Source organism: Cupriavidus basilensis (genome assembly GCF_000832305.1).
GTDB lineage: Bacteria > Pseudomonadota > Gammaproteobacteria > Burkholderiales > Burkholderiaceae > Cupriavidus > Cupriavidus basilensis_F.
Genome location: NZ_CP010537.1, coordinates 1468373 through 1495319, shown reverse-complemented (window position 1 = coordinate 1495319; position 26947 = coordinate 1468373). Strand labels below are relative to the sequence as shown.

At 66.5% G+C, this 26947-nt stretch carries 25 protein-coding genes; 16 read left to right on the top strand and 9 right to left on the bottom strand.

Annotated features, from left to right (window positions below):
- Positions 1 to 8: 8 nt before the first annotated feature.
- Complete coding sequence (locus RR42_RS27380) at positions 9 to 1316, top strand: aspartate aminotransferase family protein (RefSeq protein WP_043354622.1); 1308 nt, start codon at positions 9 to 11, stop codon at positions 1314 to 1316.
- A gap of 39 nt (positions 1317 to 1355) precedes the next feature.
- On the opposite strand, the gene wrbA is transcribed toward RR42_RS27380, so the two are convergent.
- The gene (gene wrbA, locus RR42_RS27375; protein WP_043354620.1) at positions 1356 to 1976 is read right to left on the bottom strand and encodes an NAD(P)H:quinone oxidoreductase; all 621 of its coding nucleotides are present in this window, start codon (positions 1974 to 1976) and stop codon (positions 1356 to 1358) included.
- A 223-nt stretch (positions 1977 to 2199) separates the two neighbouring features.
- Here wrbA and RR42_RS27370 point away from each other — a divergent pair, with 223 nt between their 5' ends.
- Positions 2200 to 2460 carry a UBP-type zinc finger domain-containing protein gene (locus tag RR42_RS27370; protein WP_043354618.1) on the top strand — a complete coding sequence of 87 codons (261 nt, stop codon included), beginning with the start codon at positions 2200 to 2202 and terminating at the stop codon, positions 2458 to 2460.
- A gap of 66 nt (positions 2461 to 2526) precedes the next feature.
- Positions 2527 to 3048: a DsbA family protein gene (locus RR42_RS27365; RefSeq protein WP_043354616.1), complete on the top strand. Its 522-nt coding sequence runs from the start codon at positions 2527 to 2529 to the stop codon at positions 3046 to 3048.
- Positions 3049 to 3081: 33 nt separating this feature from the next.
- On the opposite strand, the gene RR42_RS27360 is transcribed toward RR42_RS27365, so the two are convergent.
- The 5 genes from RR42_RS27360 to RR42_RS27340 all read right to left on the bottom strand — a co-directional run bounded on the left by RR42_RS27360 (position 3082) and on the right by RR42_RS27340 (position 9001).
- Positions 3082 to 4080: a 2Fe-2S iron-sulfur cluster-binding protein gene (locus RR42_RS27360; protein WP_043354615.1), complete on the bottom strand. Its 999-nt coding sequence runs from the start codon at positions 4078 to 4080 to the stop codon at positions 3082 to 3084.
- 360 nt (positions 4081 to 4440) lie between these two features.
- The gene (locus RR42_RS27355) at positions 4441 to 4920 is read right to left on the bottom strand and encodes a GlcG/HbpS family heme-binding protein (protein ID WP_043354613.1); all 480 of its coding nucleotides are present in this window, start codon (positions 4918 to 4920) and stop codon (positions 4441 to 4443) included.
- 78 nt (positions 4921 to 4998) lie between these two features.
- Entirely contained in the window at positions 4999 to 6459 is a 1461-nt protein-coding gene (locus RR42_RS27350; RefSeq protein WP_043358044.1) for an aldehyde dehydrogenase family protein, read from the bottom strand.
- Between the two features lie 76 nt (positions 6460 to 6535).
- On the bottom strand, positions 6536 to 7267 hold the full coding sequence (locus RR42_RS27345) for a TenA family transcriptional regulator (protein ID WP_043354606.1): 732 nt from the start codon (positions 7265 to 7267) through the stop codon (positions 6536 to 6538).
- A gap of 195 nt (positions 7268 to 7462) precedes the next feature.
- On the bottom strand, positions 7463 to 9001 hold the full coding sequence (locus RR42_RS27340) for a hypothetical protein (RefSeq protein WP_043354611.1): 1539 nt from the start codon (positions 8999 to 9001) through the stop codon (positions 7463 to 7465).
- 330 nt (positions 9002 to 9331) lie between these two features.
- Here RR42_RS27340 and RR42_RS27335 point away from each other — a divergent pair, with 330 nt between their 5' ends.
- The 7 genes from RR42_RS27335 (at position 9332) to RR42_RS27305 (ending at position 14849) form a co-directional block, all read left to right on the top strand.
- Complete coding sequence (locus tag RR42_RS27335; protein WP_043354609.1) at positions 9332 to 10084, top strand: sulfite exporter TauE/SafE family protein; 753 nt, start codon at positions 9332 to 9334, stop codon at positions 10082 to 10084.
- Between the two features lie 83 nt (positions 10085 to 10167).
- Positions 10168 to 11100: an ornithine cyclodeaminase family protein gene (locus RR42_RS27330; protein ID WP_043354608.1), complete on the top strand. Its 933-nt coding sequence runs from the start codon at positions 10168 to 10170 to the stop codon at positions 11098 to 11100.
- A 202-nt stretch (positions 11101 to 11302) separates the two neighbouring features.
- Positions 11303 to 12034 carry a TenA family transcriptional regulator gene (locus RR42_RS27325; RefSeq protein WP_043354606.1) on the top strand — a complete coding sequence of 244 codons (732 nt, stop codon included), beginning with the start codon at positions 11303 to 11305 and terminating at the stop codon, positions 12032 to 12034.
- Positions 12035 to 12135: 101 nt separating this feature from the next.
- On the top strand, positions 12136 to 12504 hold the full coding sequence (locus tag RR42_RS27320; RefSeq protein WP_043354604.1) for a 2Fe-2S iron-sulfur cluster-binding protein: 369 nt from the start codon (positions 12136 to 12138) through the stop codon (positions 12502 to 12504).
- 29 nt (positions 12505 to 12533) lie between these two features.
- Positions 12534 to 12887, top strand: a complete 354-nt coding sequence (locus RR42_RS27315; RefSeq protein WP_043354603.1) for a hypothetical protein — start codon at positions 12534 to 12536, stop codon at positions 12885 to 12887.
- A 59-nt stretch (positions 12888 to 12946) separates the two neighbouring features.
- Complete coding sequence (locus RR42_RS27310) at positions 12947 to 13294, top strand: 2Fe-2S iron-sulfur cluster-binding protein (RefSeq protein ID WP_082055123.1); 348 nt, start codon at positions 12947 to 12949, stop codon at positions 13292 to 13294.
- A 61-nt stretch (positions 13295 to 13355) separates the two neighbouring features.
- Complete coding sequence (locus RR42_RS27305; protein ID WP_043354602.1) at positions 13356 to 14849, top strand: gamma-glutamyltransferase family protein; 1494 nt, start codon at positions 13356 to 13358, stop codon at positions 14847 to 14849.
- 45 nt (positions 14850 to 14894) lie between these two features.
- On the opposite strand, the gene RR42_RS27300 is transcribed toward RR42_RS27305, so the two are convergent.
- A complete protein-coding gene (locus tag RR42_RS27300; protein WP_043354600.1) occupies positions 14895 to 15812 on the bottom strand; it encodes a LysR substrate-binding domain-containing protein in 918 nt (305 codons plus the stop codon).
- A 187-nt stretch (positions 15813 to 15999) separates the two neighbouring features.
- On the opposite strand from RR42_RS27300, the gene RR42_RS27295 reads away from it, so the two are divergent.
- Positions 16000 to 17217 (top strand): MFS transporter, encoded by a 1218-nt coding sequence (locus RR42_RS27295; RefSeq protein ID WP_043358042.1) that lies wholly within the window; start codon positions 16000 to 16002, stop codon positions 17215 to 17217.
- Positions 17218 to 17834: 617 nt separating this feature from the next.
- On the opposite strand, the gene RR42_RS27290 is transcribed toward RR42_RS27295, so the two are convergent.
- A complete protein-coding gene (locus tag RR42_RS27290) occupies positions 17835 to 18521 on the bottom strand; it encodes a GntR family transcriptional regulator (protein ID WP_043358040.1) in 687 nt (228 codons plus the stop codon).
- Between the two features lie 328 nt (positions 18522 to 18849).
- Here RR42_RS27290 and pdxA point away from each other — a divergent pair, with 328 nt between their 5' ends.
- From pdxA to RR42_RS27265, 5 genes are all read left to right on the top strand, one after another.
- Positions 18850 to 21291, top strand: coding sequence for a 4-hydroxythreonine-4-phosphate dehydrogenase PdxA (gene pdxA / locus RR42_RS27285; protein ID WP_043354598.1), 2442 nt, complete (start codon positions 18850 to 18852; stop codon positions 21289 to 21291).
- Between the two features lie 29 nt (positions 21292 to 21320).
- Positions 21321 to 22301 (top strand): Bug family tripartite tricarboxylate transporter substrate binding protein, encoded by a 981-nt coding sequence (locus RR42_RS27280; RefSeq protein WP_043354597.1) that lies wholly within the window; start codon positions 21321 to 21323, stop codon positions 22299 to 22301.
- Positions 22302 to 22385: 84 nt separating this feature from the next.
- Positions 22386 to 23153: an HpcH/HpaI aldolase family protein gene (locus tag RR42_RS27275; RefSeq protein ID WP_043354595.1), complete on the top strand. Its 768-nt coding sequence runs from the start codon at positions 22386 to 22388 to the stop codon at positions 23151 to 23153.
- 78 nt (positions 23154 to 23231) lie between these two features.
- Positions 23232 to 24263, top strand: coding sequence for an aldo/keto reductase (locus tag RR42_RS27270; RefSeq protein WP_043354593.1), 1032 nt, complete (start codon positions 23232 to 23234; stop codon positions 24261 to 24263).
- A 77-nt stretch (positions 24264 to 24340) separates the two neighbouring features.
- The gene (locus RR42_RS27265; protein ID WP_052495003.1) at positions 24341 to 25330 is read left to right on the top strand and encodes a Bug family tripartite tricarboxylate transporter substrate binding protein; all 990 of its coding nucleotides are present in this window, start codon (positions 24341 to 24343) and stop codon (positions 25328 to 25330) included.
- Between the two features lie 39 nt (positions 25331 to 25369).
- Here RR42_RS27265 and RR42_RS27260 read toward each other — a convergent pair whose 3' ends face one another.
- Positions 25370 to 26557 (bottom strand): OpgC domain-containing protein, encoded by a 1188-nt coding sequence (locus RR42_RS27260; RefSeq protein ID WP_052495002.1) that lies wholly within the window; start codon positions 26555 to 26557, stop codon positions 25370 to 25372.
- Positions 26558 to 26947: the final 390 nt, after the last annotated feature.

The following is a 26947-nucleotide window of genomic DNA, read 5'->3' as shown; positions in this document are numbered from 1 at the left end:
GGAATCCGATGACCACGGCAGCAGCCACCCCTAGCGTTGCAGCACTGACCGAGCGGCGCGCCCGCGTGCTCGGGCCGGCGTACCGCCTGTTCTACGAGGAGCCGCTGCACATCGTGCGCGGCGATGGCGTCTGGCTTTATGACGCCAACGGCGAGCGCTACCTCGATGCATATAACAATGTGGCATCGGTCGGCCATTGCCATCCACAGGTGGTGCAAGCCATTGCCCGCCAGGCGGCGCAGCTCAACACGCACACACGCTACCTGCACGAGGGCATCCTGGATTACGCGCAGCGTCTGCTGGCCACCATGCCGGACGCGCTGGGCCATGCCATGCTCACCTGTACCGGCAGCGAGGCCAACGACCTGGCGATGCGCATCGCGCGCGCCCACACCGGCGCGCAAGGGCTGATCATCACGCGCTTTGCCTACCACGGCGTGACCGCGTCCATTGCCGAGGCATCGCCCTCGCTCGGGCGCTACGTGAAGCTCGGCGACAACGTGCGCACCGTACCGGCGCCGGACAGCTACCGCGTTGTGCCGGCGCAGCTCGGTGCTGTCTTTGCCGAAGGGGTGCGCCACGCCATCGAGGACCTGCGCGCGCATGGCATCCGCCCCGCCGCGCTGCTGGTGGACACCGTGTTCTCCAGCGACGGCATCTTCACCGATCCGCCCGGCTTCCTGAAAGATGCGGTCGCCGCCATCCGCGCGGCCGGCGGCGTGTTCATCGCCGACGAGGTGCAGCCCGGCCTGGGGCGCACCGGCGAGGCGTTCTGGGGATTCCAGCGGCATGGCGTGGTGCCGGACATCGTCACCATGGGCAAGCCCATGGGCAACGGGCATCCGCTGGCCGGGCTGGCCGTGCGCCCCGAAGTGCTGGAGGCGTTTGGGCGCGAGTGCCGTTACTTCAATACCTTCGGCGGCAACCCGGTGTCTGTCGCCGCCGGCATGGCGGTGCTTGACGTCATCGAGCAAACGCAGCTCATGGCGCAGGTGCGGCGCGTGGGCAAGTACCTGCGCGAGCGGCTGGCAGGCGTGGCGGCACGGCGTCCGCTGATCGGCGATATCCGCGGCGCCGGGCTGTTCGTCGCGGTGGAGTTTGTCGAAGACGGCGATGCCGCGCGTCCCGCGACCGCGCGCACTGCGCGCATCGTCAACGGCCTGCGGCGGCGCCACGTGCTGGTTGGTGCCACCGGCGAAGCGGCCAACATCCTGAAGATCCGCCCGCCGATGGTGTTCACCGAAGCGCACGCCGACCTGCTGGCCGACACCCTGGACGCCGTGCTGGCCGAGGTGGAGAACGAGCGAGCGGCCTGAACCTGAACCCGCCCGCCCGCCATCCGGCCAGCAGCCAGGCTAGCGCGCCGCGAGCCTGGCGGCAATGCCGGCCACGTGCCGGCCCTGATACTTTGCGATGGCCAGTTCGTTCTCGCTGGGCTGGCGCGAGCCGTCGGCGGCCGTCAGGGTGGATGCGCCATAGGGTGTGCCCCCCGTGATCTGGCTCATGTCCAGCAGCCGCGCTTCGGCGTAGGGCACGCCGACAATCACCATGCCCTGGTGCAGCAGCGTGGTGTGGAAGCTGGTAATCGTGGTCTCCTGGCCACCGTGCTGGGTGGCGGTGCTGGTAAAGACACTGCCGACCTTGCCCACCAGCCCGCCGCTCATCCACAGCCCGCCGGTCTGGTCAAGAAAATTGCGCATCTGCGCGCACATATTGCCAAACCGCGTGGGGGTGCCGAACAGGATGGCATCGGCGTCGGCCAGCTTGTCCGGCTCCGCCACGGGCACATGGGCGAAAGCCGCCCGGGCGGCCTTGGCGCCACTCTTTTCCAGCACGGCGTCGGGCACCAGTTCCGGCACCTGGAGCAGCGTCACCTCGGCGCCATCGACTTCGCGCGCGCCCGCCGCCACCGCCTCCGCCATTTTGTAGACGTGCCCGTACATGCTGTAGAAGACCACCTGGATCCTGCAAGTCATGACATCCTCCTGAGTGCAATGTGCAATGTGCAATGTGCAATGCCGAATACGAAATCGGGACTTCAGGCCGCGACAGGCCGTCCGTTGAGTCTAGGCGACGCAAACGCGCCGCGCGGTGACTGCCGCGCTTCCCTTCGCATCTTCGCCGCCTACAATAAAAGTCCCTGGCGCATCCGCGCGCGGCACGGGCCCGCCCTGCCGGGGCCAACGTTGGAGTACCGCAATGACAACGGCGTGTGCGCACCTTGCATTGAGCCATCCCGTCACACCCAGCGCAGAAGGCTGCGAGGAATGCCTGCGCAGCGGCGACGAATGGGTGCACCTGCGCTTGTGCCTGTGCTGCGGCCATGTCGGTTGCTGCGACGACTCGCCCAACCAGCACGCCACCCGGCATTTCCTGGCCACGGAACATCCGGTGATCCAGTCGTTCGAGCCGGGCGAAACCTGGCGCTGGTGCTATATCGACAAGCTGTTCATTCCCTGAGGGGTGCCCGGCGCCCGGCGCACGTGCAAGCCAGCCCCCATGCGCCAATCCTGCAAGGAGAATGTCATGCTGTCGACACCCGTTGAAAAGACCGACCATGTACTGGGGCCTGCCTCGGCCCACGTCACGGTGGTCGAATACGGCGACTTCGAATGCCAGTATTGCCGCCTGGCCTACGGCGGCGTGAAGATCCTGCTTGCCCGCTACCACGACCGCGTGCGCTTTGTGTACCGCCATTTCCCGCTGACGGCCTGGCACCCGTTGGCGCAGGACGCCGCGGAGGCTGCCGAGGCCGCGGCGGCCCAGCACAAGTTCTGGCCGATGCACCAGCAGATCTTCGAGCAACATCACGGCATCAAGCCCGCGATGCTGCGGGAGTACGCCGCTACGCTGGCGCTGGACCTGGAGCGTTATGACTACGACATGAAGGCTCACACCTACCTGCAGCGCGTGCGCGAGCACCAGCAAGGCGGCATCGCCAGCCACGTGCGCAGCACGCCGGCATTCTTCGTCAATGGGGCAATACAGGACGTGACGTTCGGCATCGAACACCTGGACCATGCCATTGCCGTGGCGCTGCGTCACTAAGGGGCCAGGCCTGCCCCAACCGGCATGGCCGGTTCAGCGGTGTTGGAATGTGAAGCTGTCGGCGTAGATATGCGCGCCGCTGGCGCCGAGCCCGAGAAAGGTCTCGCGGGCGTCGCAGATCATGTCGGGCGAGCCGCACAGGTAGATGGCGTGCTCCGACAGGTCCGGCAGGTCGGCGGCAACGGCGTGCTGCACGTGGCCGCGCCGCCCGCTCCATGCACCGTCGGCACGCGATAGCACCGGCACGTACTGGAAATCGTAGAGCCGCGCGCCCCACGCCTGGATCTGTTCGTGCAGGTACAGGTCCGCCTGGGTGCGCATGCCCCAGTACAGCGAGACCGGCGGGCAATCCGGATCGTCCATCAGCGATTCGAGGATGCTCTTGATCGGCGCCAGCCCGGTGCCCGTGGCCACCATCACCAGCGGACGATAGTCGTCCTTGCGGAAATAGAAGCCGCCCAGCGGCAGTTCCACGTCGAGCTGGTCGTCGGAGCGCAGTCCCGCCAGCAAGCGCTCGGTGAAGTAGCCGCCGGGAATGCGGCGCACGTGCAGGTCCACCGTGCGGTCCCTGGGAACCGACGCCATCGAGAAACTGCGCGCGATGCCGTCACCGGTAAAGATCTTGAGGTACTGGCCGGGACGGTAGTCAAGCGCCGGCGCCTGCGGCAGCTCCAGCGTCAGGTGCACCACGTCGGCGCTGAGCGGCGCGATCTTGCGGATCACCGCGGTGTGGCGCGCGGGCTCGGCGCATGGCTCGCCCGGGCGCGCGGTGCTGATCACCAGGTCGCTGGTGGGCCGCGCCTGGCACGCCAGCGCAAAGCCCTCGGCCTCTTCTTCCGGGGTCAGGCCCATGGGGTACTCGTCATAGGCCACCGCGCCCTCGACCAGCCTGACGCGGCACGTGGCGCAGCCGCCGAAGCGGCAGTCGTGCGCCATCTGCACATTGGCGCGCAGGGCGCCGTCCAGCACCGATTCGTCGGCATCGACGTCAAACGACTGCTGGGATTCGATGAGGTGGATGCGGTAGGACATGGTGGATTTGGAATGCGTGGGGGGATGGGCTTCTAAACCTAAAACCTAAAACCTAAAGTCAAAGGCAGTTTCACCACCCCTGCGGGGCGGCGACCTACTTTCTTGTCTTGCCAAGAAAGTAGGCAAAGAAGGCGCGCCGGATGGGGCGACACCCCCTCGTCGTCAGCCAAAAAGAGCGGCCGGGACCCAAACTCGCATCGCCTTAAGGCGATACTCAGACATGGGTCCCTCTTTTCCGCTCTTTTTGCCCGCCGACGAGGCGCCCCATACGGCCTGGTACACCTACGCCGCTCGCTTCGCATCGCTGGTTTTGAGCGGTGTTTGGGGCTTTTGCCAGGGTCTGGATTTACTTCCTGACCTTTACTTCTTGATATCGGCTTCGGTCAACACCTTCAGGTCGTCGCCGGCCAGCAGTTCCTGCAGGGCGTGCAGCGCTGCCACGCCTGCGGCGGTGTCCTGCTCGCCGTTGCCGCCGCTCAGGCCGATGCCGCCGATGACTTCGCCGTTGACCACGATCGGGAAGCCGCCCACGAACACGGCAAACTTGCCTTCGAAGCTCCACTGGATGCCAAAGGCTTCATTGCCGGGCAGCGCGGGGCCGTTGGGGGCCTGGTTGAACAGGTGGGTGGAGCGCTTGTGGCCGGCGGCGGTGAAGGCCTTGTTCCAGGCGATCTGCGGGCCGGTGATGCGCGCGCCGTCCATGCGCTCCAGCGCCAGCGGGTAGCCGCCGTCGTCGACCACGCAGATCGATTCCAGCACGCCGATTTCCTCGGACTTGCGGATGGCTGCCGCCACCATGTGACGGGCTTCCTTCAGTTCCAGCTTGATGGCTTTTCTCATGTCCTGCTCCTGCTTGTTCCGTTGATGCGGATTGACGGCTGACGATCGACAACTGACGGCTGACGCGTGCGCGCCGGCTCAGCAGCCTCGATAAACGGTCTTGATCTGGGTGTAGAACTCCAGCCCTGCCCGGCCCGACTCGCGGAAGGTGGAGGTGCTGGATTGCTTGAGGCCGCCGAACGGCGCGTTGATCAGGTTGCCCGTGGTGGTGCGGTTGATCTTGACCGTGCCCGACTGGATGTCATGCGCGAAGTCATGCGCATAGCGTGGGTTGCTGGTCACGATGGCGGCCGACAAGCCGTACTCGGTGTCGTTGGCCTTGGCGATGGCGTCGGCGTAGCTGCTCACCTCGATGATGGCGATCACCGGCCCGAAGATTTCCTCGCGCGCAATGCGCATCTGCTGGGTGACGCCGGTGAAGACGGCCGGCGAGACATAGAAGCCCTTGTCGTAGGGCTCACCGCCCAGGCGGTCGCCACCGCACAGGTGCGTGGCTTCGGACTTGCCCGCTTCCACATAGCCGAGCACCGTCTCGAGTTGCTTGCGTGTGGCGAGCGGACCCACGTCCATGCCGGGCGTCATGCCGCTGCCGATCTTCAGGGTCTTGACCTTGGCCAGCAATTTCTCCGTATAGGCGGCCTTGACCGAAGCCATCACCAGCACGCGGCTGGTGCCGGTGCAGGCCTGGCCGCTGAGCGACAAGCCACCCTTGATGGTGAGGTCCACCGCGCGGTCCAGGTCGGCGTCTTCCATCACGATCAGCGGGTTCTTGCCGCCGAGTTCCATCTGCGTGCGCGTGCTCAGCGACACCGAGCGATGGATATGCTGGCCGGCGGCGGTCGAGCCGGTAAAGGAAATCGCACGCACCGCCGGTGCTTCGGTAATGGCCGCGCCCACGTCGCCGGCACGGCCGGTGATGAAATTGAGCACGCCCTTGGGGATGCCGGCCTCGACAAACGCCTGCGCCAGCCGGTAGCCGCTCAGCGGCGCGTCCGACGAAGGCTTGAACACCACGGTGTTGCCGGCGATCAGCGCCGGGGCAATCTTGCGCGCCGGGATCGACACCGGGAAATTCCACGGCGAAATCACGGTCACCACGCCCAACGGCTCGCGCTGGCTGTAGACGATCATGTCGGGATCGTCCTGGGGATAGGTCTCGCCGGAGAAGGACTGCCCTTCCACGGCATAGAAACGGATGGTCTGCGCCGAGCGCAGCACTTCATCCTTGCTCAGGTTGAGTGCCTTGCCTTCTTCGCGGGTCAGTTCCTCGGCGATCTGTTCGGCGTTGGCTTCCAGGTAATCGGCGGCGCCGTTGAGGATCTTGGCGCGCTTCGAGATGGGGGTCTTCTTCCACGCGTCGAACGCGGCCGCGGCGGCGGCCACGGCGGCCTGTGCGTCATCCGCGGTCGAGGCCTGGAAACGGCCGACGATATCGGCGGTATCCGCCGGGTTGACGTTGTCGAAGGTGCGCCCGCTGGCGCTCTTCGACCATTCGCCGTTGATGTAGTTGTTGAATTCGTCTGTCTTTGCCACTGCCATGGTGTCCAAACCTTTCATCCGGTCAGGCCCCGGGCGGGGCCGTCAATGCCAATGCGATGCCGCCCCGGGGGCTGCCTCAGGCAGCCATGTCGAGTTCAGGCAGGGGGATTTCCTGGGCGACGTAGTCGTGATAGAGGGCGGTGGTGTAGAGCAGGCGCATCTGGGCGCCGATCTCGCAGATCCTGAGGCAGCGCTGCTGCAGCTCCGGGGTGTTGGCGTGTTCCAGGACAATCTGGTAGCCGCGTTCGCCGTGGATTTCATCGGAGACGATGTGCAGGTCGAAGAACTCGACTTCTTCGTCGGTGAAGTTGTACTTGTCGCGCAGGGTGGGGGTCTGCTTGCGGTAGATCGACGGCACCTGGGATTCCAGGCCAACGACGAGGCCGGCGACAGCCACGATGGGGTCTTCGCGCATGGCCACCGCGTAGCACCAGCTTTGCAGGCCGCGGGTGGTGGGCGACATGTTGTCGGGGTCGAGCACGCGCTCGCGGGTGGTGCCGCAGGCCTGGGCAAAGCGGATGAGCAGGTCGGTGTGGCGGTCGCCGCCGATTTCTTCCTCATACATATTGGCCAGCAGGAAGTCCTTGGCTTCGGTGAAGCGGTCGGGGGTGCGGGCGTAGATGTAGGCGAGGTAGTCGGCGAAGGGGCCGACGTAGTGATAGTGGTTCTCGGCCCAGCGGGCGAGGTGGTCGCGGGAGAGTTTGCCGCTGGCCCAGGCTACGCTGAAGGGGGCTTTGTTGGCGCTCTTGCCCTTGATGGCGTTTTCAAGGGCGGCACGGAAATCATCGCGGTTCATCAGTTCGGCCATCGGGGGCTCCTGGGGGAACGAGTTCAGGGTTATGGGGGACTGCGTAGTGCGGTCCGGGGGCTTTATCCGCGCCACCCGATACCTTGATGTAGATTGTATACTATCTACTATTTTTGGGAAGATGGTATTCGCGTTTCGGGAATAAAAAAAGCGAGGCACGAATGGCCTCGCTTTTTGCTGCTCGATGCGACAGGTTCAGCGCCAGAGGAACATGGCGCAAACGGTGGACACGCACAGCCCGATCAGCACCGGCAACAGCAAGGCGCGCACCGCATCGAGCACCGGCACCCGGGCAAATCCGGCCACCGCGATCAGGGAGGACCACGCGATCAGCGTGCCGCCGCCCGTCCACACCGCGCCCATCTGCCCGATTGCCGCCAGCGTGGCGGAATCGAAGCCCACCACCGGGCCCAGCGCGCCAGCCAGCGTGCCGGTCAGCGGCAGGCCGGCAAAGCCCGAGCCGTCGATGCCAGTGATCATGCCCACCAGCAGCACGCCGAATGCCACCAGCACATGGTTATCCGGAATCATGTGCTGGTACGCCTGGATCAGCTCGAACAGCAGGCTGGGCGCCTTGTCGGCGCTGACGCCCAGGATCTGCGCCGCGGTCTCGCCGGCGCCGACAAAGAAGAAGCCGGCGATCGGCAGCACCGAGCCCATGGCCTTGAAGGCGAAGACAAAGCCATCGGTGATGTGCTCGGGGCACACATCGAGCATCTTGCGCGGGCCTTCCGCCGCCAGCGTGGCCAGCATCATCAGCAGCGCCGCAACGCCGCCGACCAGTGCTGCCGCATCGCCGCCCTTCAACTCCGGCAGGGCCGAACCCATCTTCGGCAGCACCATCACGGCCACCACCGCCAGGAAGGCCAGCGGCGTCACCACCGCGAAGCACTTGGACCACTTGACGCGGCGCAGCGCCACCATGGCCAGGCTGCGCTCGATATTGGCATCGGTGACGAGCGGCTCGTCGTGCTCGGTGCCGCGCGCGATCTCGGCCTTGTCGAAGGTGCCCGCGTGTTCGGGCTTTTCCACAGCGCCGCCCGCGCGCGCTTGCCAATGGGTCAGCAAGGCGCCGCTGGCAGGCACGATGTGCTTGCGCATCGACAGATAGGCCAGGGTCAGCGCGATGGCGCCGGTAATGATCGACAGCACCAGCGCGCGATCGGCAACCACCACCGCGCTGACCGCGGCGCCGGCGGCCTTGGCGCTGATCCCGGGCGCCACGCCAATCACATAGTCGGACGACAGCGCCATGCCCTGCCCCGCGATCGCGATGGCCATGGCGCCCGCCAGCGGCGGCAGGCCGGCCGCAATCGCTGCCGGCAGCAGGATGGCCGAGACCAGCGGCACCGCCGGCGTGGGCCAGAAGAACAGCGAAATCACGTAGGTAATGCCAGCCAGGATGAAGAACGCGGAATGGCCGTTTTTCATCACCACCCGGAATGGCTCCACCATGCGGATATCCGAGCGCAGCGTCTTCAGCGAGTTGAGCAGCGCTGTCATGAATGCGATGACCAGGAAGATGTTGAACAGCTCCTTGGCCGCCACCAGGCTTGCCGAAAAAATGCCTCCCAGCGCCGAGACCGGGCTACCGGTCAGTGCGAACACCACCAGAAACGTACCCAGAATCGATGGCACGACCACATTGGCCCGCAGGATCATGGTCAGGACGATCACCGCCACGCCCGCCAGGTAGATCCAGTGTGCCGCGCCAATCACCGCTTCGTGTTGCATGTATTCCCCTTGGATCTTTATCTGTAGAGACCATCGTTTTTGTCTTGTGGGACTATAGCCGTCCCATGAACGTATACTATATTCTTGATCCGCATCAAAACAAGCGAAATCTACCGGGACTAGGGAATCCACCCAATCTGGTGCAAACCCTTACGTTTTCGCGCTGAAACGGGGACGGCAGGCACCTTTTGCGAGCCAGCAGTGCTCATTCGGCCTGTTCCAGATGTCTTCCACCTGAATTTTATGTAGACTGTATACCAATTCGTCGCGCCATCAACATGCCATCGCCGATGGAGCAGAGTGCGATCCCTGACGCCAATCCGAGCCGCCATGACACTTTCCACCCTTCTTCCCGCCGGTACCACCGCCTGGCAATTCGGCCTGATGGGTGCGCTGATCCTGTGCGGCGCCTGCCTGCAAGGCGTGGGCGGGATCGGCTTCTCGATGGTGTCGGCGCCGGTGGCCGTGCTGTTTTTCCCGCAACTGGCCCCGGGTCCCTTGCTGGCCATGGGCGGGCTGGTCTCGTTGCTGGGTGCGATACGCGAGTTCCGTGCCATTGCCTGGCGCACGGCGGGCAATGCCCTGGCTGGACGTGCGGCCGGCACGGTGGTGGCGGTGGCGGCAATGACGCAGCTGCCGGCCGAAGTGCTGGCGCTGGTGTTCGCGCTGTCGATCCTGGCTGCGGTGGCGCTGAGCCTGCTGGGCTGGCGGGTGCAGGCATCCGGCCTGAACATGGCGGTGGCGGGTGCCGCCTCCGGCTTCATGGGCACGGTCACCTCGGCGGGCGCGCCGCCCTTTGCCATCGTCATGCAGCACCTGCCGCCGCCGCAGCTGCGCGCCACCATCGGCTGCATCCTGTGCGCCGGCGCGGCGTTTTCGCTGGCCATGCTGGCTGCCGCCGGCCGTTTCGGGCTGGTGGAACTGTGGCTCAGCCTGAGCCTGTCGCCCATGCTGCTGGTCGGCTTTGCCGTGTCCAATCGCCTCAAGAACCGCTTTTCGGCCAAGGCCGTGCGCAAGCTGCTGCTGGCGCTGTGCACGGCTGGCGCCATCGGCGTGCTGGTCAAGCTCGCCCTGCCCGCCTGACGCCTCTCGCCCCTCCTCACCTCTTCCCGCCTCACCTTGGACCTTACGATTCCCTCCATTCCCGCTACGCCAGGAAATAGACCATGCTGCATATCACCGACGAGATGATCGACCGCCACGTCAGCCCCGCTGACGCCCAGCAAGTGATGCTGGACGCTTTCCGCAGCTTCGGCCAAGGCAAGGCCGCCATGCAGGAGCGTATCCGTACCGAGGCCGGCGGCGTCAAGCTGTCCACGCTGGGCGCGGTAATTCCCGAGCAACAGGTGGCCGGCGCCAAGGTCTACACCACCATCAAGGGACAGTTTTCCTTTGTCATCCTGATCTTCTCCACCGAGGACGGCCGGCCGCTGGCATCGTTCGATGCGGGCGCGATCACCCGGCTGCGCACCGCGGCCTGCTCCGTGCTGGCCGCCCGGCACCTGGCGCGGCCGGGAGCCGAAGTGCTGGCGCTGTTTGGCGCCGGCACGCAAGGCGTGCAGCATGCCCGCCAGCTCGCCGCCGCCCTGCCGCTCAAGCGCATCCTGCTGTCCGACCCGTATGCCGATGCCGCCATGCCCGAGCGCCTGGCGCGCCAGTGCGGCATCCCGGTCGACCTTGCGGAGCCGGACCAGGCCGTGGCTCAGGCCGACATCGTGGTCACCGCCTCGCGCTCCACCACGCCGTTGTTCTCCGGCCACTCCCTCAAGCCCGGCGCCTTCGTCGCGGCCATCGGGTCCAGCTTGCCGCACACCCGCGAGCTGGACGACGTGGCGCTCTCCCGCGCGGCCCGGCTGGTAGTGGAGTGGCGCCCCCAATCCATGCGCGAGGCCGGAGACATCGTGCTGGCGGATCCCGCCGTGCTGCCGGCCGACAAGGTCGTCGAGCTGGCTGATGTGGTGACCGGCAGCGTGAAGCCGCGCGGCAATGACACGGACATCCTGATCTACAAGTCCGTAGGCGTGGGGCTGGAGGATGTGGCGCTGGCGGGCTTCGCCTACCGGCAGATCGAGGCTGCGGGTGAAGCCAGGGCCGCTTGATTCACGCTATGTGGTGCTGCCGGCATGCGGCCCGCTATTGGCCTGCATATCGGCCTGCATATTGGCCTTGTCAACCACTACCCCTTTCTTCTTATTGTAGATAGTATACAATTATCGAAACGATAGCCGGTCAAGCAGATCGCTTCCGGACGATGCTACGCAGTCCCCCACAACCTTGAACTCGTTCCCCCAGGAGCCCCCGATGGCCGAACTGATGAACCGCGATGATTTCCGTGCCGCCCTTGAAAACGCCATCAAGGGCAAGAGCGCCAACAAAGCCCCCTTCAGCGTAGCCTGGGCCAGCGGCAAACTCTCCCGCGACCACCTCGCCCGCTGGGCCGAGAACCACTATCACTACGTCGGCCCCTTCGCCGACTACCTCGCCTACATCTACGCCCGCACCCCCGACCGCTTCACCGAAGCCAAGGACTTCCTGCTGGCCAATATGTATGAGGAAGAAATCGGCGGCGACCGCCACACCGACCTGCTCATCCGCTTTGCCCAGGCCTGCGGCACCACCCGCGAGCGCGTGCTCGACCCCGACAACATGTCGCCCACCACCCGCGGCCTGCAAAGCTGGTGCTACGCGGTGGCCATGCGCGAAGACCCCATCGTGGCTGTCGCCGGCCTCGTCGTTGGCCTGGAATCCCAGGTGCCGTCGATCTACCGCAAGCAGACCCCCACCCTGCGCGACAAGTACAACTTCACCGACGAAGAAGTCGAGTTCTTCGACCTGCACATCGTCTCCGATGAAATCCACGGCGAACGCGGCTACCAGATTGTCCTGGAACACGCCAACACCCCGGAGCTGCAGCAGCGCTGCCTCAGGATCTGCGAGATCGGCGCCCAGATGCGCCTGCTCTACACCACCGCCCTCTATCACGACTACGTCGCCCAGGAAATCCCCCTGCCTGAACTCGACATGGCTGCCTGAAGCAGCCGCCAGATCCCGCGATGAGATCGTGCGATGAAGCGCGGCCGGTGCGCATCCGCCCAGCCGCCCCTGACAGACCAGACCGCTTGCGGAAACGTTGTATGCCAAAAGTCGTATTTCACAAGAACGGCCAGACCTTCGAGGACGAGGTCAAGCCCAGCACCAACCTGGTGGTGCGCGCCGGGATCAAGCAGTTTCCGTATCCGAACCTGCGCTACGAGTGCGGCATGGGCAAGTGCTCCAAATGCGCGTGCCGCGTGATCGCCGGCGCCGAGCACCTGCCGCCGCCGAACTGGAAGGAAAAGAAGCAGCTCGGAGAACGGCTGGAGCAAGGGTATCGCCTGACCTGCCAGATCTGGCTGGAGCATGACATCGAGCTGATCCAGGACGAACTGCCAGTGCAAGGCACAGCCACCGCCAGCGGCGGGGCCAATGTCCTGCAAGCGAGCGTCCCGGGCAACGCGCAGTAATTCACCAGCATCCACCAGGCAACGCAGTCATGTACGTAATACTCAGCAGCAAGCCGGGGCAGTTTCGCACCGAACTGGTAGAGGGGCTGGTGGCCGTCGAGGCTTACGACTATCTCTTCTACGGCCGCAGGACGGCGCACTTCGTCATCGCCGAAATAGCGCACCCGGTGAAGGTGAAGGTTGTGGAGGAGTTCGGCGAAGACGTCGATGCCGCGAGCCGCCCGGCCCCCACCATCAACTACGTGCCCTCCAAGTTTCTCGAGCAGTTCGACACGCTGCAGGGCGCACGCGACGCGCTCACGCGCCTGGCCACCTTCGGCAGCATGGACATCACGCTGGCCAAGCGCGATGTCCATGCGCGTGACTGGCGAGCGAACGACTGAATCCACCGAGTATGACCGGCACAGCGCCGGGCAGCCCCTCATGCCATCGGACCGTTTCCATGATTGAAATCACCTTTGTCAGCAACGACGGCAAGGTCGTCAGCGCCCCCGAGAACAGCAACCTGCTGCGCGTTTCCCTGCGCGAGAAAGGCGGCATCCCCTTCAAGTGCGGCGGCGGCCTGTGCGGCACCTGCAAATGCAAGATCGAGCGCGGGCTCGAGTTCACCGACGCCATCAAGCCAAAAGAGCGCAAGCACCTGTCGGAGGCGCAATTCGGCGAGGGCTACCGCATGGCCTGCCAGACCTTCGTCACCGGCGACATCGCCGTGTCCTGGGAAGCCCAGGCGAGCCCGGCCAAGGCTGCCGCCGCAGTCACCGGGACGGTGGCCGGGACGGTGGTCGAATAGGTTCGCGGCGCCACGCCATTGTGTCAAACCCGATCGATCTGATTCTCCTGGAGCGCCACGCATGACAACCACAGCTTGCGCTAGCCGTGCCAACACCACCGAGGGCGTGCGCGCGCCGCACTGCATGGTCGCCACCGGCCACCCGCTTGCTGCCGAGGCCGCGCTGCAGGTGCTGCGTGAAGGCGGCAGCGCCATTGACGCGGCGCTCGCGGCCGATGCCATCCTGGGCGTGGTGGAGCCGATGGCAACAGGCATTGGCGGCGACATGCTGGCGATGATCGTCGAGCCCGACGGCCACGCGGTCAGCTACAACGGCACTGGGCGCGCGCCGGCCGCGTTCCCCATGCACGCGCTGGCGGACCTGCCCGGGCAGCGCATCCCCGAGCGCCACGCCCTCTCGCTGACCACGCCCGGCGCGGTGCGCGGCTGGGAGGACCTGCACCGCCGCTACGGCCGGCTGGAATGGAAACGGCTGTTCACGCCCGCCATTGCGCTAGCGCGCGACGGCTTTGCGGTGGCACCGGTAGCCGCGCGGGAATGGGCGCTGTTCGACCGCGTGCTGCACCATGACCCGGTCTGCGCCGCGCTCTATCGCGCCGGCCGCCCGCCTGCGGCCGGCGAGACCTTCAGCAATCCGGAGCTGGCCGCCACGCTGTCCGCCATTGCCGCCGAGGGTGCCGATGCCTACTATCTCGGCCAGCCCGCCCATGCCGCCGAAATGGCGAGCCGCATCGCCGGCGGCGCGCTGGCTGCCGCCGACTTCGCCGCCCACAGGGGCGATTTCTGCACGCCCGTGTCCACGGATTTCCGCGGACTGACGGTGCTGGAATGCCCGCCCAATACACACGGCGTGGCCATCCTGCACGCGCTGGACGAACTCGGCGGACTCGATCCAGCCATGCTGTCCGAGGACGATCCCGCAGCCGTGCTGCGCACGGTGCAGGCCATGGGCCGCGCCATGCGGTACGCCAAGGAAACCGTGGCAGACCCGGCCGGCAACACGGTATGCACCGTGGTGGTGGACCGCGACGGCCTGGCGGTCACGCTGATGACCAGCATCTTCAAGCGCTTCGGCTCGGGCATCGCCGTGCCCGGCTGCGGCTTTGTGCTGCAGAACCGCGGCTTCGGCTTTGCCGGGCCGGGCCATATCAACAGCCCCGCTCCGGCCAAGCGCCCATACCACACCGTGGTGCCTGGCGCGGCCCTGCGCGGCGGGCGCTTCCACGCGGGCTTCGGCGTGGTGGGCGGGCTGATGCAGCCGCAAGGCCAGTTGCAGTTGCTGGTGAGGCTGGCGGCCTGGCAGCAACCCCTGCAAGCCGCGCTGGATGCCCCGCGCTGGCGGCTGGAATCCGACACCACCCTGGCCATCGAAGCCGGCATGCCGCCGGCCATCGTGCAAGCCCTGCGCGATGCTGGCTACAGCGATCCCGCCGGCCTTGGCGAACTGGGCGGGCGCAGCGATTTCGGCGGCGCACAGATCGTCATGCGCAGTGCGGGCGGCGACCTGCTCGGCGCATCGGACAAACGCAAGGATGGCATCGCGCTGGGGGAGTAGGCCCTGCTATTTATGGCATGCAGGAAGACGGACGGGTTCGGTTCATCACGCGATCCACGCCCGCAGGCCAGAGGACGCGCGCACACCCTCCCGGGCCAGCCATCCGCTAAATACACTCAGCGCGCTTGCCGCTTCGCGGTCCGCGCGAAGCAGCATATGGAAGCCCTGGTCGCGCAACACCACGTCCGGGAACAACTGGCACAAGCGGCCCGTGGCGAGGTCTTCGTCCACGAGTGCCAGCGAGCCGATTGCGATCCCGAGATCGGCGGTGGCGGCCTGCAGGCTGAGAAAGAAATGCTGGTAGAAGTGCTCGCCCGGCGGCGGCGGCGGTACCACGCCTGCCGCCGCGAGCCAGCGTGCCCATGCGTCGCGCCGGCTGCTCAGGTGCAGCAGCGAGGCATGCAGGCAATCCTCGGGCGCCGCCAGCGGATGCTGCGCCAGGTAGCGCGGCGAGGCGAGCGGGGCCGATACATCATCGAGAAAGCGGATGCATTCATGGCCGGCGCGCGACATCGGTGCGCGCCGGATGATCACGTCGAACGGCTCCCTCAGGTCATCGATGCCGTCGCTGGCGGAAGTGGTCACGCGGATTTCCATGCGCGGGTTTTCGATCTGGAATGAGGACAGGCGCGGGATCAGCCACCGCATGGCGATGGACGGCGTGGTGTTGACGCGCACGATGCGCTGTTCGCCGGTACGCGTGAACCGCTCGGCCGCAAGCGCGATGCGGTCCAGGCTTGCCTTGACCTCGGCGTAGAACAGCAGCGCAGCCTCGGTTGGCTCGACACCGCGCGCACTGCGCACGAACAAGGGACGGCCAAAATGGCTTTCCAGCAGCCGAATCTGCTGGCTGACCGCGCTATGCGTGATGTGCAGCTCTGCCGCGGCCAGCGTCAGGCTCCTGGCGCGGGCCGCGGCTTCAAAGACCTTCAGCGCTTTCAAGGGCGGGAGTTGTGCCGGCATGTTGTCACTTTTTCTAACGGAGATGCCAGGAAATATCGCTTTCCCCGGCTCGGGCGGAGCCGTATTCTGCCTCGAATCCTCTGTTTCTCACAGTGGCACCCGCCGATACTCAAATGCCCACCCTCAACGTATTTTCTAATAGCAAAGCCGCAGCCGGCTTAAGCCGCTGGTGAGCGCGCCGCTTCAGATGGAGCAGACCGGTGCCAGAGGCGAGAACAAGGTGGCGCGCGTGCTGGCATTGGGCGCCGCACAGATCGTCGGCTGGGGCTCCTCGACCTATCTCCCCGCAGTGATCGCCGCGCCAGCCAGCAAGGACCTCGGTTTGTCGCCGGGAATGTTCTTCGGCGCCTTCTCTCTCGCACTGGTGACGATGGCATGTGCGGGCCCGGCGATCGGACGGTACATCGACCGCAACGGCGGCAGGCGGGTCTTGCTATCGTCGAATTTCGTGCTCGCCGCTGGGCTGCTGTTGCTGTCGCAGGCCAGCGGCGGCATCGCACTGTATGCCGCCTGGTGCGTGATGGGACTGGGCATGGCGATGGGCCTCTACGACGCCATCTTCGCGGCACTGGTTGCGCAGCACGCGAAGGCCGCCAGCCGCCTGATCGTCGGCGTGAGCCTGGTCGGCGGCTTCGCCAGCACCGTCGGGTGGCCGGCTTCGACGTGGGTGATCGAGCACTGGGGCTGGCGGTCCTGCTGCCAGGCGTGGGCCGTGGCCCACCTGCTGATTGCCGCGCCGGTGTATTGGCGGCTCGTCCCGCCTGGGCGCGCCGAGCCGTCAATCAAGCCCGCCGCGCACCCGAGTGCGAGCGCGAACGCGGCGATGCCGCCGGGCAGCCGCGCGCGTGAACTCGGCCTGCTTTGCATCTTTTCCGGCGCAACCGCATTCGTGACGTCGGCGATGGCCGTGCACCTGCCGGCACTGCTGCTCGCCAAGGGGGCGACATTCGGGCAGGCGGTGTTTGCCGGCGTCCTGCTCGGCCCCGCGCAGGTTGTCGCCCGGCTGGTGGAGTTCGGGCTCACCCAGCGCCTGAAGATCCACCCGCTCACGACCGCCCGTCTTGCCACGGCACTGCATCCGGTGGCTTGCGTTTCTCTCGGCCTCTTTGGCATGGCGTCGGGATCGGGACCGCTCTTTTCCGTGCTGCATGGCGCGGGCAACGGCATGATCTCGGTCGCGCGCGGCGTCCTGCCATTGGCACTGTTCGGGGCAAGCGGATACGGCGCGGTGACGGGAAGGCTTGCCGTGTTTGGCAGGACGGCGCAGGCGTTCGCGCCCATCGCTTTTGCCCTCGTCCTTACGCAATATGGACCGGGCGCCGCCCTCTGCTTGTCCGGCGCGCTGTCGATGGTGGCGCTGCTGGCACTGCTCCGGCTACGTTCGGGCCCAATCCACGCAAGATAAGCATCAACAATCAAGCATCAACAGGCCTTATAAGCGGCAATAGGCGGCATGTCGATGGGGCTTCTGGCGAGGCGGACGAGGCTTGGCGCGATCCGGCCGCACGCGATGGGTACCGGAGCGGACGAAGTGCCGCATAGCGGCAAAGCCCCAATGATCGAGGCATGAAGATAGTAACGGGCGTAGGCATTTTGGCTCTGTCTGGAGCACAAGCTCGCGCCACACCGGTCTGTGAAACGGCAAGCGGACGCAGGATGCACATGTCCAGCACACCAAGCAATCGGCGCAGCAAACCCGCCTGCTGCTGCAACCGCAGCGCAACCCGGCGCTGGTCGAAGACGCACCGGCTGGCGGATCTGGACGCGCGGGCTTCACCTGCGTGGGGGGAGTGGCATCAGCGCTGCGTGACGCGGCCGGCGGCACAGCGGGCATTCGCGATGCGGCAGAAGGTGGCTAGAGGATGGCAGCGCGCATCATTCAAGCGCGACACGCGATCCGCGCTCACGGGCAAGGTTGGCATATGCGCATCTTGACGACTCTCAATAGCCTCGAACGAGGCTAGGGTTCTCGACAAGTATCCAAGTATCGGCCGGGCAAGCGTTGCCGGCATTGCCCGAGCCCTACAGCGGAAACCGCTGCATGTAGTACGCCTGCCACTCATGCAGGTGCTCCTGCATGGCGCGGCTGGCGGCGTCGCCATCGCGCGCGGCCAGTGCGTCGAGGATCTTGCGGTGCTCGGCCAGTGCCTGCGGAATCAGCTCCGCACGCATGCGCAGCTGGTTGAGGCCGTGGTGCAGCAGGCGGTAGCGCAGGATGTCCTCGCGCAGGCGCTTGCTGCCGCAGGCGTCCGCGATGGCCAGGTGGAAGTTGTCGTCGAAATCGGCCCAGCGCACCAGTGCCTCGGTATCGTCAACGCTGGCGGCGGCGCCGGCATCCATGGCGTCGGCCGCGTCGGACAGCGCCTTGAGCGTGACGCGGTCCAGCTGCGCGGCGGCGATGCGAGCCGCCTCGCTCTCCAACAGCTTGCGCATATCGAACACCTCGCGGATATCTTCGCGCGAGAAGCGCGCCACCACCGGGCGCCGGTTCGCCTCCTGGGTGATGAGCCCATCCTTGACCAGTTCGCGAATCGCCGTGTGCACCGGCGTGCGGCTGACGCCAAGCTCCTGCGCGAGCCGGATTTCGTTGACCACCTCCCCCGGCTTTAGCTGCCCGCTGATGATGGCCGACAACATGGCCTGGTAGACCCGCTGCGAAAGCGGCTGGTCGTCCTGGTCCTGCGGGAGCGCGGGCAATTCCTGTGACATCTCTGCAATCGACATTTCTGGTGGGAAAAAGGCCCGGCATCGCTGCCCTTTGCGGGCGGTTGGGCCGGGCTGGCGAAAGCATTATGCAGCAAAGGCCGATGGCTGCGCATTTTTCGAAAATTGAATGCCAAACAAAATAATTGCATGCATTTTTTTGATTCGGCGTGTAATATCGACCGCACGCTGAGATCTGCCGCACTGAAACAGCAATAAAAGTGCGTCAAAAACCATATTCAGCAAGGATACGGAAGACTAGCAAGCGAGACAGGCAGGGGCGCAGGAGACGCCATCCCCCATGCCTTCCCCTTGATTCATCACGCTCAGACCCATGCCAACAGCCGTGCCCCCACCAAGGTTCGCCGCCGTGCGCATCGTTGCCGACGATCTTTCCGGCGCGTGCGACAGCGTGGCGGCGTTCGCCGGCAATGGCAGCGGCGAAGTGCGGATGCGCGCGCAAGGTGCGGCTACCGGTGCAGCTTGCGCGGCATGGGACGGGCGGATCCTGGCGCTCGATGCCCACTCGCGGGCACGCCCCGCCGCCGAGGCCGCGCAGGTGTTCGCCCAGGCCTTTGCCGATGGCTTCGGCCCGCGCGCGCTGGATAACGCATCGGCATTGGACTGCCTGCATTTCCACAAGCTCGATTCCACGCTGCGCGGCCATATCGGCGCCGAGCTGCTAGCGGCGCGCAACGCCGTTGGGGCCGCTGGCCCGATCTGGGTCTGCCCGGCGTTTCCAGCACAGGGCCGCACGCTGCGCGAGGGCCAGGCTTACCTGGATGGCAAGCCGCTGTCAGGCACCAGGCTGTGGTCCACGCTGGGCCTCGCCAGCGATCACCTGCCGACGCTGCTCCGCACGGCCGGCCTGCGGGTCAGCGTGCTGACGCTGCCGGCTTTGCGGGCACTGGGCAACGCCGGCGCCGCACCGCTTGGCCTGGATCACGCATGCGACGCACTCGTGTGCGATGCGCAAACCGACGACGATCTCGCGTTGCTGGCCACGCTGATCGCGTCCCGGCCCGGGCCAGTGCTGGCCGCGGGCTCCGCCGGGCTCGCGCGGCAACTGGCCGCGCATGTGGCGATGCCGCCCGCGGAAACAAAGCCCGACAGCACACGCGTGGCCGGCGCGACGGCGCCGGCAACCACTGGCCGGCTCGCTGTCATCGGCAGCATGTCGGCGCTTGCCGCCGAACAGGTCCAAGCGCTGTGCGCCACCTGCGTGCCGGTGCCCTGCTCGCCGCGCCTGCTGGTTGACGGCGCGGCATCCACCGCCTGGCTCGCCCAGCGCCAGCGCGCCGCTAACGCGCTGGCGCTGGGCCGCGACGTGGTGATCCACGTCGAAGGCCCGGCCGACCCGGCCTTGGACGGCAGCACCTTGTGCGCCGCGCTGGCCCGCTTTGCCGCCCCGATGGCGCAGGTGGCGGCGGGGCTGGTGCTGTCTGGCGGGGAGAGCGCGCGCGCCGTGCTGGAGATGCTGGGCGTGAGCCAGCTCACCAACGTGCGCGCGCTGGTGCCCGGCGTGACCAGCGCCCGCGCGCCGCTGCGCGACGCAACGGGCACGGCAGGCGCGGCGGGCCTCGATCACGACAACAACACGGTGCCGGTCTGCATCAAGGCCGGCGCCTTTGGCCAGCGCGACACGCTGCTGGCCTGCATGGCGCATCTGCGCCAGACCGCCGCGCCGGCGTCTCCTGCCGACGCCATGCGCGCCAGCCCCACGTATCCGGAGCAGGCCAGCCCTGCCAACACCCGCCCCAGCGAGCCCTCCATGTATCGACCGAGAATTGCCATCACCATGGGCGACGCCGCCGGCGTCGGCCCCGAGATCATCGTCAAATGCCTGGCCGACGGCACGCTCTATGCGCAATGCCGGCCTTTCGTGGTGGGCGACGCCGCGCGCCTGGAAGACGCCTGCCGCCGCACCGGCACCGCGCTGCGCATCGCGCGGGTGAGAGACCCCGACGAAGCCACGTTCGAGCCCGGCACCCTCGGCTGCGTCGACCTGGCGCTGATCCCCGCCGACACGCCTTACGGCAAGGTCTCGGCCATCTGCGGCGATGCCGCGTACCGCTATATCGCGCGCGCCGTCGAGTTCGTGCAGGCTGGCAAGGTCGATGCGATCTGCACCGCGCCGCTCAACAAGGAGGCCCTGCACCTGGGCGGCCACCGCTACCCCGGCCACACGGAGATGCTGGCCGCGCTCACGGGCACCGAAGAGGTCTCGATGATGCTGCTGGCGCCGAACCTGCGTGTGATCCATGTCACCACGCACATCGGCATCCTGGATGCGGTGGAGAAGATCAATGCCGGCCTGGTCGAGCGCACCATCGCGCGCGGCGTGCAGGCCTTGCAAAAGAGCGGCATCGCCCAGCCGCGCGTGGCCGTGTGCGGCATCAACCCGCACGCCGGCGAGAACGGCTTGTTCGGGCGCGGCGAGGAAGCCGGGAAAATCGCCCCCGCCGTGGCGGCCTGCCGTGCCCGCGGCTGGCTGGTGGATGGCCCGCTGCCGGCAGACACGCTCTTCTACCGCGCCACCCGCGGCGACTTCGACCTGGTAGTGGCGATGTATCACGACCAGGGCCACGGGCCGGTCAAGGTGCTGGGGCTGGAAGCCGGCGTCAACGTCACCATCGGCCTGCCGGCGGTGCGCACCTCGGTGGACCACGGCACCGCGTTCGACATTGCCGGCAAGGGCGTGGCCGATCCGCGCAGCATGACCGAAGCCATGCTGCAGGCGATCGTGATGGCGCCAAAGCCGCGGCAAACAGCCTGAAAAAAACCAGAACAACAAAGGAGACAACCATGCTGCGCAAATGGATCACCCTGCTGGCGGCCGCATCGCTCACTGCGCTGGCGCTGCCAGCCCGCGCCGATGGCCCCGCGCCCTGGCCGCAGCGCCCGGTGCGCGTCGTGGTGCCCTATGCACCGGGCGGTGCCTCCGACGTGCTGGCCCGCCTGCTCGGCAGCAAGCTGCAGGAAGCATGGAAACAGCCCGTGGTGGTGGAGAACCGCACCGGCGCCGGCGGCAATATCGGCACGGACAACGTCGCCAAGAGCGCGCCCGATGGCTACACGCTGCTGCTGGGCGACCTGTCCAACTTCGTGATCGCGCCGGTGGCCTACAAGAACCTGCCGTACGACGTGATCAAGGATTTCAGCGCGGTGGTCACATTGACCTACTCGCCCTACATGCTGCTGGTCTCGCCGCAGACCAAGGCGAACTCGCTCAAGGAACTGGTGGACTACGCCCGCGCGCATCCTGGCAAGCTCAACTGGGCCACCACCGGCATCGGCAGCGGCCCGCACCTGGCCGGCCTGCAGCTCGCCCGCAAGCTCGGCATCGACTGGCTCTACCTGCCCAACAAGGGCGGCGCGCAAGCGAATCTGGACGTGATGGGCGGGCAGGCCGACCTGATGTTCAACAGCATGGTGGCCAGCGCCTCCTACGTGCGCGGCGGCAAGCTGCGCGTGCTGGCCTTCACCAGCCGCGAGCGTCATCCCGAGTGGCCCAACGTGCCGACGGTGGCGGAGGCCGTGCCGGGATTTACCGCCGGCGGCTGGCAGGGCATGCTCGCGCCCGCTGGCACCCCGCCCGAGGTGATCCGCAAGATCAACGCCGATGTGGTACGCATCCTGCAGCAACCCGAGATCCGCCAGCGCCTGGCGCAGCTCGGCGCGGAGCCGGTCGGCAATACGCCCGAAGCCACGCAGGCGTTCGTCCGCGAAGAGAAAACACGCTGGGCCGACCTGATCCGCGAGAGCGGCCTGAAGCTGGACATGTGAACGCATCCGCGCATCCGCGCATTCGCACGCCAGCACGCCAGTACATGGCCGCACCTTCAACCACCGAACCCCCGGAGACTTTCCATGCAACTTCCCGTCAACGCCTTCAAGCAAGCCATCCTCGCCGACCAGCCGCAGATTGGCCTGTGGTGCTCGCTGTCTTCCTACCAGGTGGTGGAACTGGTGGCACGCTCGCAGTTCGACTGGCTCCTGCTCGACATGGAGCATGCTCCCAACGACATCTCCACCCTGCATACGCAATTGATGGCCACCGAAGGCGCCAGGAGCCATCCCGTGGTGCGCCCGCCCTGGAACGACATGTTGTGGATCAAGCGCTGCCTGGATATCGGCGCGCAATCGCTGCTGCTGCCCTACGTGCAAAACGCCGAGGAAGCCGCCAATGCCGTGGCATGGAGCCGCTTTCCCAAAGGCGGCATGCGCGGCGTGGCCAGCGGCACGCGCGCCGGCGGCTTCGGCCGCATCAAGGATTTCCTGCATAACGTGCAGGAGCAGACCTGCGTGCTGGTGCAGCTCGAATCGATGGAAGCGATCCGCAACGTTGACGCGATCTGCGCGCTGGACGGCGTGGACGGCGTGTTCATCGGCCCGAGCGATCTCTCCGCCGACATGAACCACCTCGGTGACATCCAGCATCCCGAGGTGCAGGAAACGATTGCCGCCGCGATCCGCCGCATCCGCGCCAACGGCAAGGCCGCTGGCATTCTCACCACCGAAGCGCAGGGCCAGCAGTACATCGACATGGGCGCGCGCTTTGTCGCGGTGGGCACCGACATGACCCTGCTGCGCCTGGCCACCGATGCGCTGGCGGCGCGCTTCAGGCAGGCGCAATAAGCCGCGATAAGCCACATCCGGCCACCACAGGCCACCACAGGCCCGCACCGCATTTATTTCTCTCCTGGAAGATTCGAGATGTCTGACTTCAAGATGCAATACCGGCGCCTGGGCGCCAGCAACCTGCAGGTGTCCGCCCTGTGCCTGGGCACCATGATGTTTGGCGACCAGACCGACGAGGCCGAGGCCGGGCGCATCGTCGACAGCGCCCGCGCGCACGGCGTCAATTTCATCGATACCGCCGACATGTACAGCCTGGGCGGGTCGGAAACGATGGTGGGCAAGCTGCTGGCGGGCGATCGCCAGGACTGGGTCCTGGCCAGCAAGCTGGGCAACCCGATGCAGGCCGCCCCCAACCACGCGCACTACTCGCGCGTCTGGATCATGCACGCCGTGGAAGACAGCCTGCGCCGCCTGGCCACGGACTATCTCGACATCCTCTACCTGCACCGCGACTACGCTGGCGAGAACCTCGAAGAAGCCGTGCGCGCCATGGGCGACCTGATCCGCGCCGGCAAGATCCGCTACTGGGGCGTGTCGAACTTCCGCGGCTGGCGCATCGCTGAGATCGCGCGCCTGTGCGACATGCTCAACGTGCCCCGCCCCGCGGTCTGCCAGCCCTACTACAACCTGCTCAACCGCATGCCCGAAGTGGAGATCCTGCCGGCCTGCGAGCATTTCGGGCTGGGCGTGGTGTCCTACAGCCCGATCGCGCGGGGCGTGCTGACGGGCAAGTACCTGCCCGGCCAGCAACCGCCGCAGGACTCGCGCGCCGGCCGGGCGGACCGCCGCATGATGGAGACCGAGTTCCGCGAGGAGTCGCTGGTGATTGCACAGGCGCTGAAGCAGCATGCGCAGGCGCGCGGCCTCAAGCTGGGCCAGTTCGCCACCGCCTGGGTGCTCGCCAACCCCATCATCAGCTCGGTGATCGCCGGGCCGCGCACGCTGGCCCAGTTCGAGGACTACTTCGGCGCCGTGGGCGTGGCGATCTCACCGCAAGAGGAAGCCATGGTCGACGCCCTGGTGCGCCCCGGCCACGCGTCCACGCCGGGCTACAGCGACCCCAGCTATCCGCTCACGGGGCGGCCGGTGGCGGTCTCGGAAGGCTGATCCCGTTGGGCGCTGGCTAAAGCAAAAAACGCATGAAGACAGACTTAACCCACCCTGGCAACGGGGGAGGAGACAAGATGACTGCAAAACGATTTCCCGCATTGGCGGCAGCCGCGCTGGCCATGGCCGTCACCGCCCTCGCTCTGGTACCGGCTGCCGCGCGCGCCGATGACTACCCCAACCGCCCGATCAAACTGATCGTGCCCTTCCCGCCCGGCGGCGGCAACGACAACGTGGCGCGCCCGATCGCCCAAAAACTGTCCGACGCGCTCGGCCAGCAGGTGATCATCGACAACCGCCCTGGCGCCGGCACCATGATCGGCGCGGAAGCCGCGGCCCATGCCGCGCCGGATGGCTACACGCTGTTCCTGGGCTCGATTGCCTCGCACGCCATCAGCCCCAACCTGTATGCGCGGGTGCCCTACGACCCGGTCAAGGACTTCGAGCCGGTGTCGCTGCTGGCCTCGGCGCCGACGCTGCTGGTGGTCAACACGCATACGCCCTACAAGACCGTGAAGGACGTGCTGGTGGCCGCCAAGGCCAGCCCCGGCAAGCTGACTTACGGCTCCGCCGGCAGCGGCACGCCACCGCACCTGTCCGGCGAGATCTTTCGCAGCCAGGCCGGGATCGACCTGCTGCACGTGCCCTACAAGGGAGGATCGGGGCTGCTGCCTGATGTGATCGCGGGACGGATCGACATGATCTTCGATACCGCGGCATCCGCCATGCCCCACGTGCGCAGCGGCAACTTGCGCGCCATCGCCATTGCCCGCGCAACGCGCCAGCCGGACCTGCCGGATGTACCCACCTTTGCCGAACAAGGGTTTCCCAAGTTCCAGACCTCAGGCTGGTACGGCATCCTGGCGCCCGCAAAGACGCCCAAGCCGGTGATCGACAAGCTCTACGCCGCGTTGCAGAAGGCCATGGTACAGCCGGAGGTGACAAGCCGGCTGAAGACGCTCGGGGTGGATTCCATCGTCAGTACCCCGCAGGAGTTCGGCACCTTTATCCGCGCGGAGCTGGATAAGTACAAGCAGGTCATCCGCCAGGCGGATATCAAGGAATGACGGCGTAGTCGCACACAAGCACAAACCCGCGAAGGCTGCCTAAGCAGCAGCCTTCCGCACTTCCTTTCTTCCTTCCCTTCGCTCTTCCCTGCGCTCTTCCCTGCGCGCGTCCTTGCGCCCCTCCTTGCGCCGCCCATACCAGCCACCAATCACCAGCAACAGCGCCACGGCCACGATATCGCCGCCTAGCGCGATCGGCCGCGGCGGCCGGCCGCCGGCAATGCCATAGGTGAAGCCCTCGATCACCACCGACACCACGGCGCCAAAGACAAAACAGAACAAGCTATGGCGGCCGATCTGCACCACCGGCCCCATCACCGACGCCAGCCGCGCTACCCAGCCCGCGCGGACAGCCAGATAGCACAGCCAGGCCAGCCCGAGGAAGCTCACGATGCGCAGCGCCGCCAGGCTCTTCTTGGGCAGTGGGAAGACCATGGCCGGCAGCCAGGCGGGCAGCCATGGCTCGTACACATGTGGACGCATCCACAGGTAAGCCAGCAGCACGCCGGCCAGCGTTACCGCCACGGCAAGCACTGTCACCACCCAGCGCACCAGTGCCTGGCGCGGCAGGATCACATCGGGGCGCAGGCGCGCCATCAGGCCCAGCCCAAACAGCAGTTGCCACGCAAAGGGGTTGAAGCTCCAGCCGTTGCCATCGCTGCTAGGCAGCAGCGGCGTGAGCATCGGCGCCATCAGCCACAGCAACCCGCTGGCGCCGACAAACGTCAGCGGCATCGCGCGCGCCATGCGGATCGCCAGCGGCGCAAACAAAATGAAGACCGCGTACATCGGCAGCACGTCCGACACAAAGGGCTGCCGCGCCACGCTGAACACCTCGATCAGCGTGCTGAACGGATGCGCCATGAAGACCGGCGCCTCCGTGGACCGGATCGCGGGCGCCGGCACCTTGGCCAGCGCCAGCAACAGGCCGAACACCAGCATCAGCACGCCGGTCAGCACGAACGCCTTGTAGATCTCCCAGCTACGGCGGATCAGGCGGTTCTGCGCAGCGCTGGCACCATGCCGCGCCTCCATGGCGACGTAAGCCGCCCCTGCCGAATAACCGGCCAGGAAGACAAAGATCTCCGCCGCATCGAAGAACGCGAAATTGCGGATGGTGTAATCGGCCAGCACGCTGCCGTTCACATGGTCAACCACGATGAAAATCAGCGCGATGCCGCGAATCAGGTCAACCTCGGTTCTGCGCTGGGTTTCGGTTGTAGACAAAAGCAACTCCTGCAATTCCTGCTAATCCGGCCGCCCCGACAAAGCGACCCGGATGTCTCCAAGGCCACTCATCTGCGGCCTCTGTTTATTCAATATGATCAAATCAGTACCCCGGGGCGGCGATCTGGCGCCCGGCAAGCTGCCGGCGCACCTTGGCTTTGTCCCGGATTTCCCGAAAAAGTGCGATGGGATGCACGCGCGGCCCGATGACGGCAAAACGCCCGGCAGCGCGACGCCCGGGCGTGATGATACGGCATATTGGGGATTACCCTAGGAAGAGGTCGCCAGGGATTGGAAAGAAAAAGCAAGCGGGCCTTGCTGCGGCCCCGGTCAGCGAACTCCTGGCTCACGTTCGATGATGGGTGCCAGCGCACCAGCACCCTGCCGCGG

Excerpts from the sequence above, each read along its gene's own strand:
- RR42_RS27380 (WP_043354622.1), top strand. The coding sequence starts at position 9 with ATGACCACGGCAGCAGCCACCCCTAGCGTTGCAGCACTGACCGAGCGG.
- RR42_RS27345 (WP_043354606.1), bottom strand. The coding sequence starts at position 7,267 with ATGGCCGAACTGATGAACCGCGATGATTTCCGTGCCGCCCTTGAAAAC.
- RR42_RS27295 (WP_043358042.1), top strand. The coding sequence starts at position 16,000 with ATGGAGCAGACCGGTGCCAGAGGCGAGAACAAGGTGGCGCGCGTGCTG.
- RR42_RS27370 (WP_043354618.1), top strand. The coding sequence starts at position 2,200 with ATGACAACGGCGTGTGCGCACCTTGCATTGAGCCATCCCGTCACACCC.
- RR42_RS27280 (WP_043354597.1), top strand. The coding sequence starts at position 21,321 with ATGCTGCGCAAATGGATCACCCTGCTGGCGGCCGCATCGCTCACTGCG.
- RR42_RS27315 (WP_043354603.1), top strand. The coding sequence starts at position 12,534 with ATGTACGTAATACTCAGCAGCAAGCCGGGGCAGTTTCGCACCGAACTG.
- RR42_RS27335 (WP_043354609.1), top strand. The coding sequence starts at position 9,332 with ATGACACTTTCCACCCTTCTTCCCGCCGGTACCACCGCCTGGCAATTC.
- RR42_RS27360 (WP_043354615.1), bottom strand. The coding sequence starts at position 4,080 with ATGTCCTACCGCATCCACCTCATCGAATCCCAGCAGTCGTTTGACGTC.
- RR42_RS27265 (WP_052495003.1), top strand. The coding sequence starts at position 24,341 with ATGACTGCAAAACGATTTCCCGCATTGGCGGCAGCCGCGCTGGCCATG.
- RR42_RS27325 (WP_043354606.1), top strand. The coding sequence starts at position 11,303 with ATGGCCGAACTGATGAACCGCGATGATTTCCGTGCCGCCCTTGAAAAC.
- RR42_RS27310 (WP_082055123.1), top strand. The coding sequence starts at position 12,947 with ATGATTGAAATCACCTTTGTCAGCAACGACGGCAAGGTCGTCAGCGCC.
- RR42_RS27275 (WP_043354595.1), top strand. The coding sequence starts at position 22,386 with ATGCAACTTCCCGTCAACGCCTTCAAGCAAGCCATCCTCGCCGACCAG.
- wrbA (WP_043354620.1), bottom strand. The coding sequence starts at position 1,976 with ATGACTTGCAGGATCCAGGTGGTCTTCTACAGCATGTACGGGCACGTC.
- RR42_RS27300 (WP_043354600.1), bottom strand. The coding sequence starts at position 15,812 with ATGCCGGCACAACTCCCGCCCTTGAAAGCGCTGAAGGTCTTTGAAGCC.
- RR42_RS27355 (WP_043354613.1), bottom strand. The coding sequence starts at position 4,920 with ATGAGAAAAGCCATCAAGCTGGAACTGAAGGAAGCCCGTCACATGGTG.
- RR42_RS27340 (WP_043354611.1), bottom strand. The coding sequence starts at position 9,001 with ATGCAACACGAAGCGGTGATTGGCGCGGCACACTGGATCTACCTGGCG.
- RR42_RS27305 (WP_043354602.1), top strand. The coding sequence starts at position 13,356 with ATGACAACCACAGCTTGCGCTAGCCGTGCCAACACCACCGAGGGCGTG.
- RR42_RS27320 (WP_043354604.1), top strand. The coding sequence starts at position 12,136 with ATGCCAAAAGTCGTATTTCACAAGAACGGCCAGACCTTCGAGGACGAG.
- RR42_RS27270 (WP_043354593.1), top strand. The coding sequence starts at position 23,232 with ATGTCTGACTTCAAGATGCAATACCGGCGCCTGGGCGCCAGCAACCTG.
- RR42_RS27290 (WP_043358040.1), bottom strand. The coding sequence starts at position 18,521 with ATGTCACAGGAATTGCCCGCGCTCCCGCAGGACCAGGACGACCAGCCG.
- pdxA (WP_043354598.1), top strand. The coding sequence starts at position 18,850 with ATGCCAACAGCCGTGCCCCCACCAAGGTTCGCCGCCGTGCGCATCGTT.
- RR42_RS27330 (WP_043354608.1), top strand. The coding sequence starts at position 10,168 with ATGCTGCATATCACCGACGAGATGATCGACCGCCACGTCAGCCCCGCT.
- RR42_RS27365 (WP_043354616.1), top strand. The coding sequence starts at position 2,527 with ATGCTGTCGACACCCGTTGAAAAGACCGACCATGTACTGGGGCCTGCC.
- RR42_RS27350 (WP_043358044.1), bottom strand. The coding sequence starts at position 6,459 with ATGGCAGTGGCAAAGACAGACGAATTCAACAACTACATCAACGGCGAA.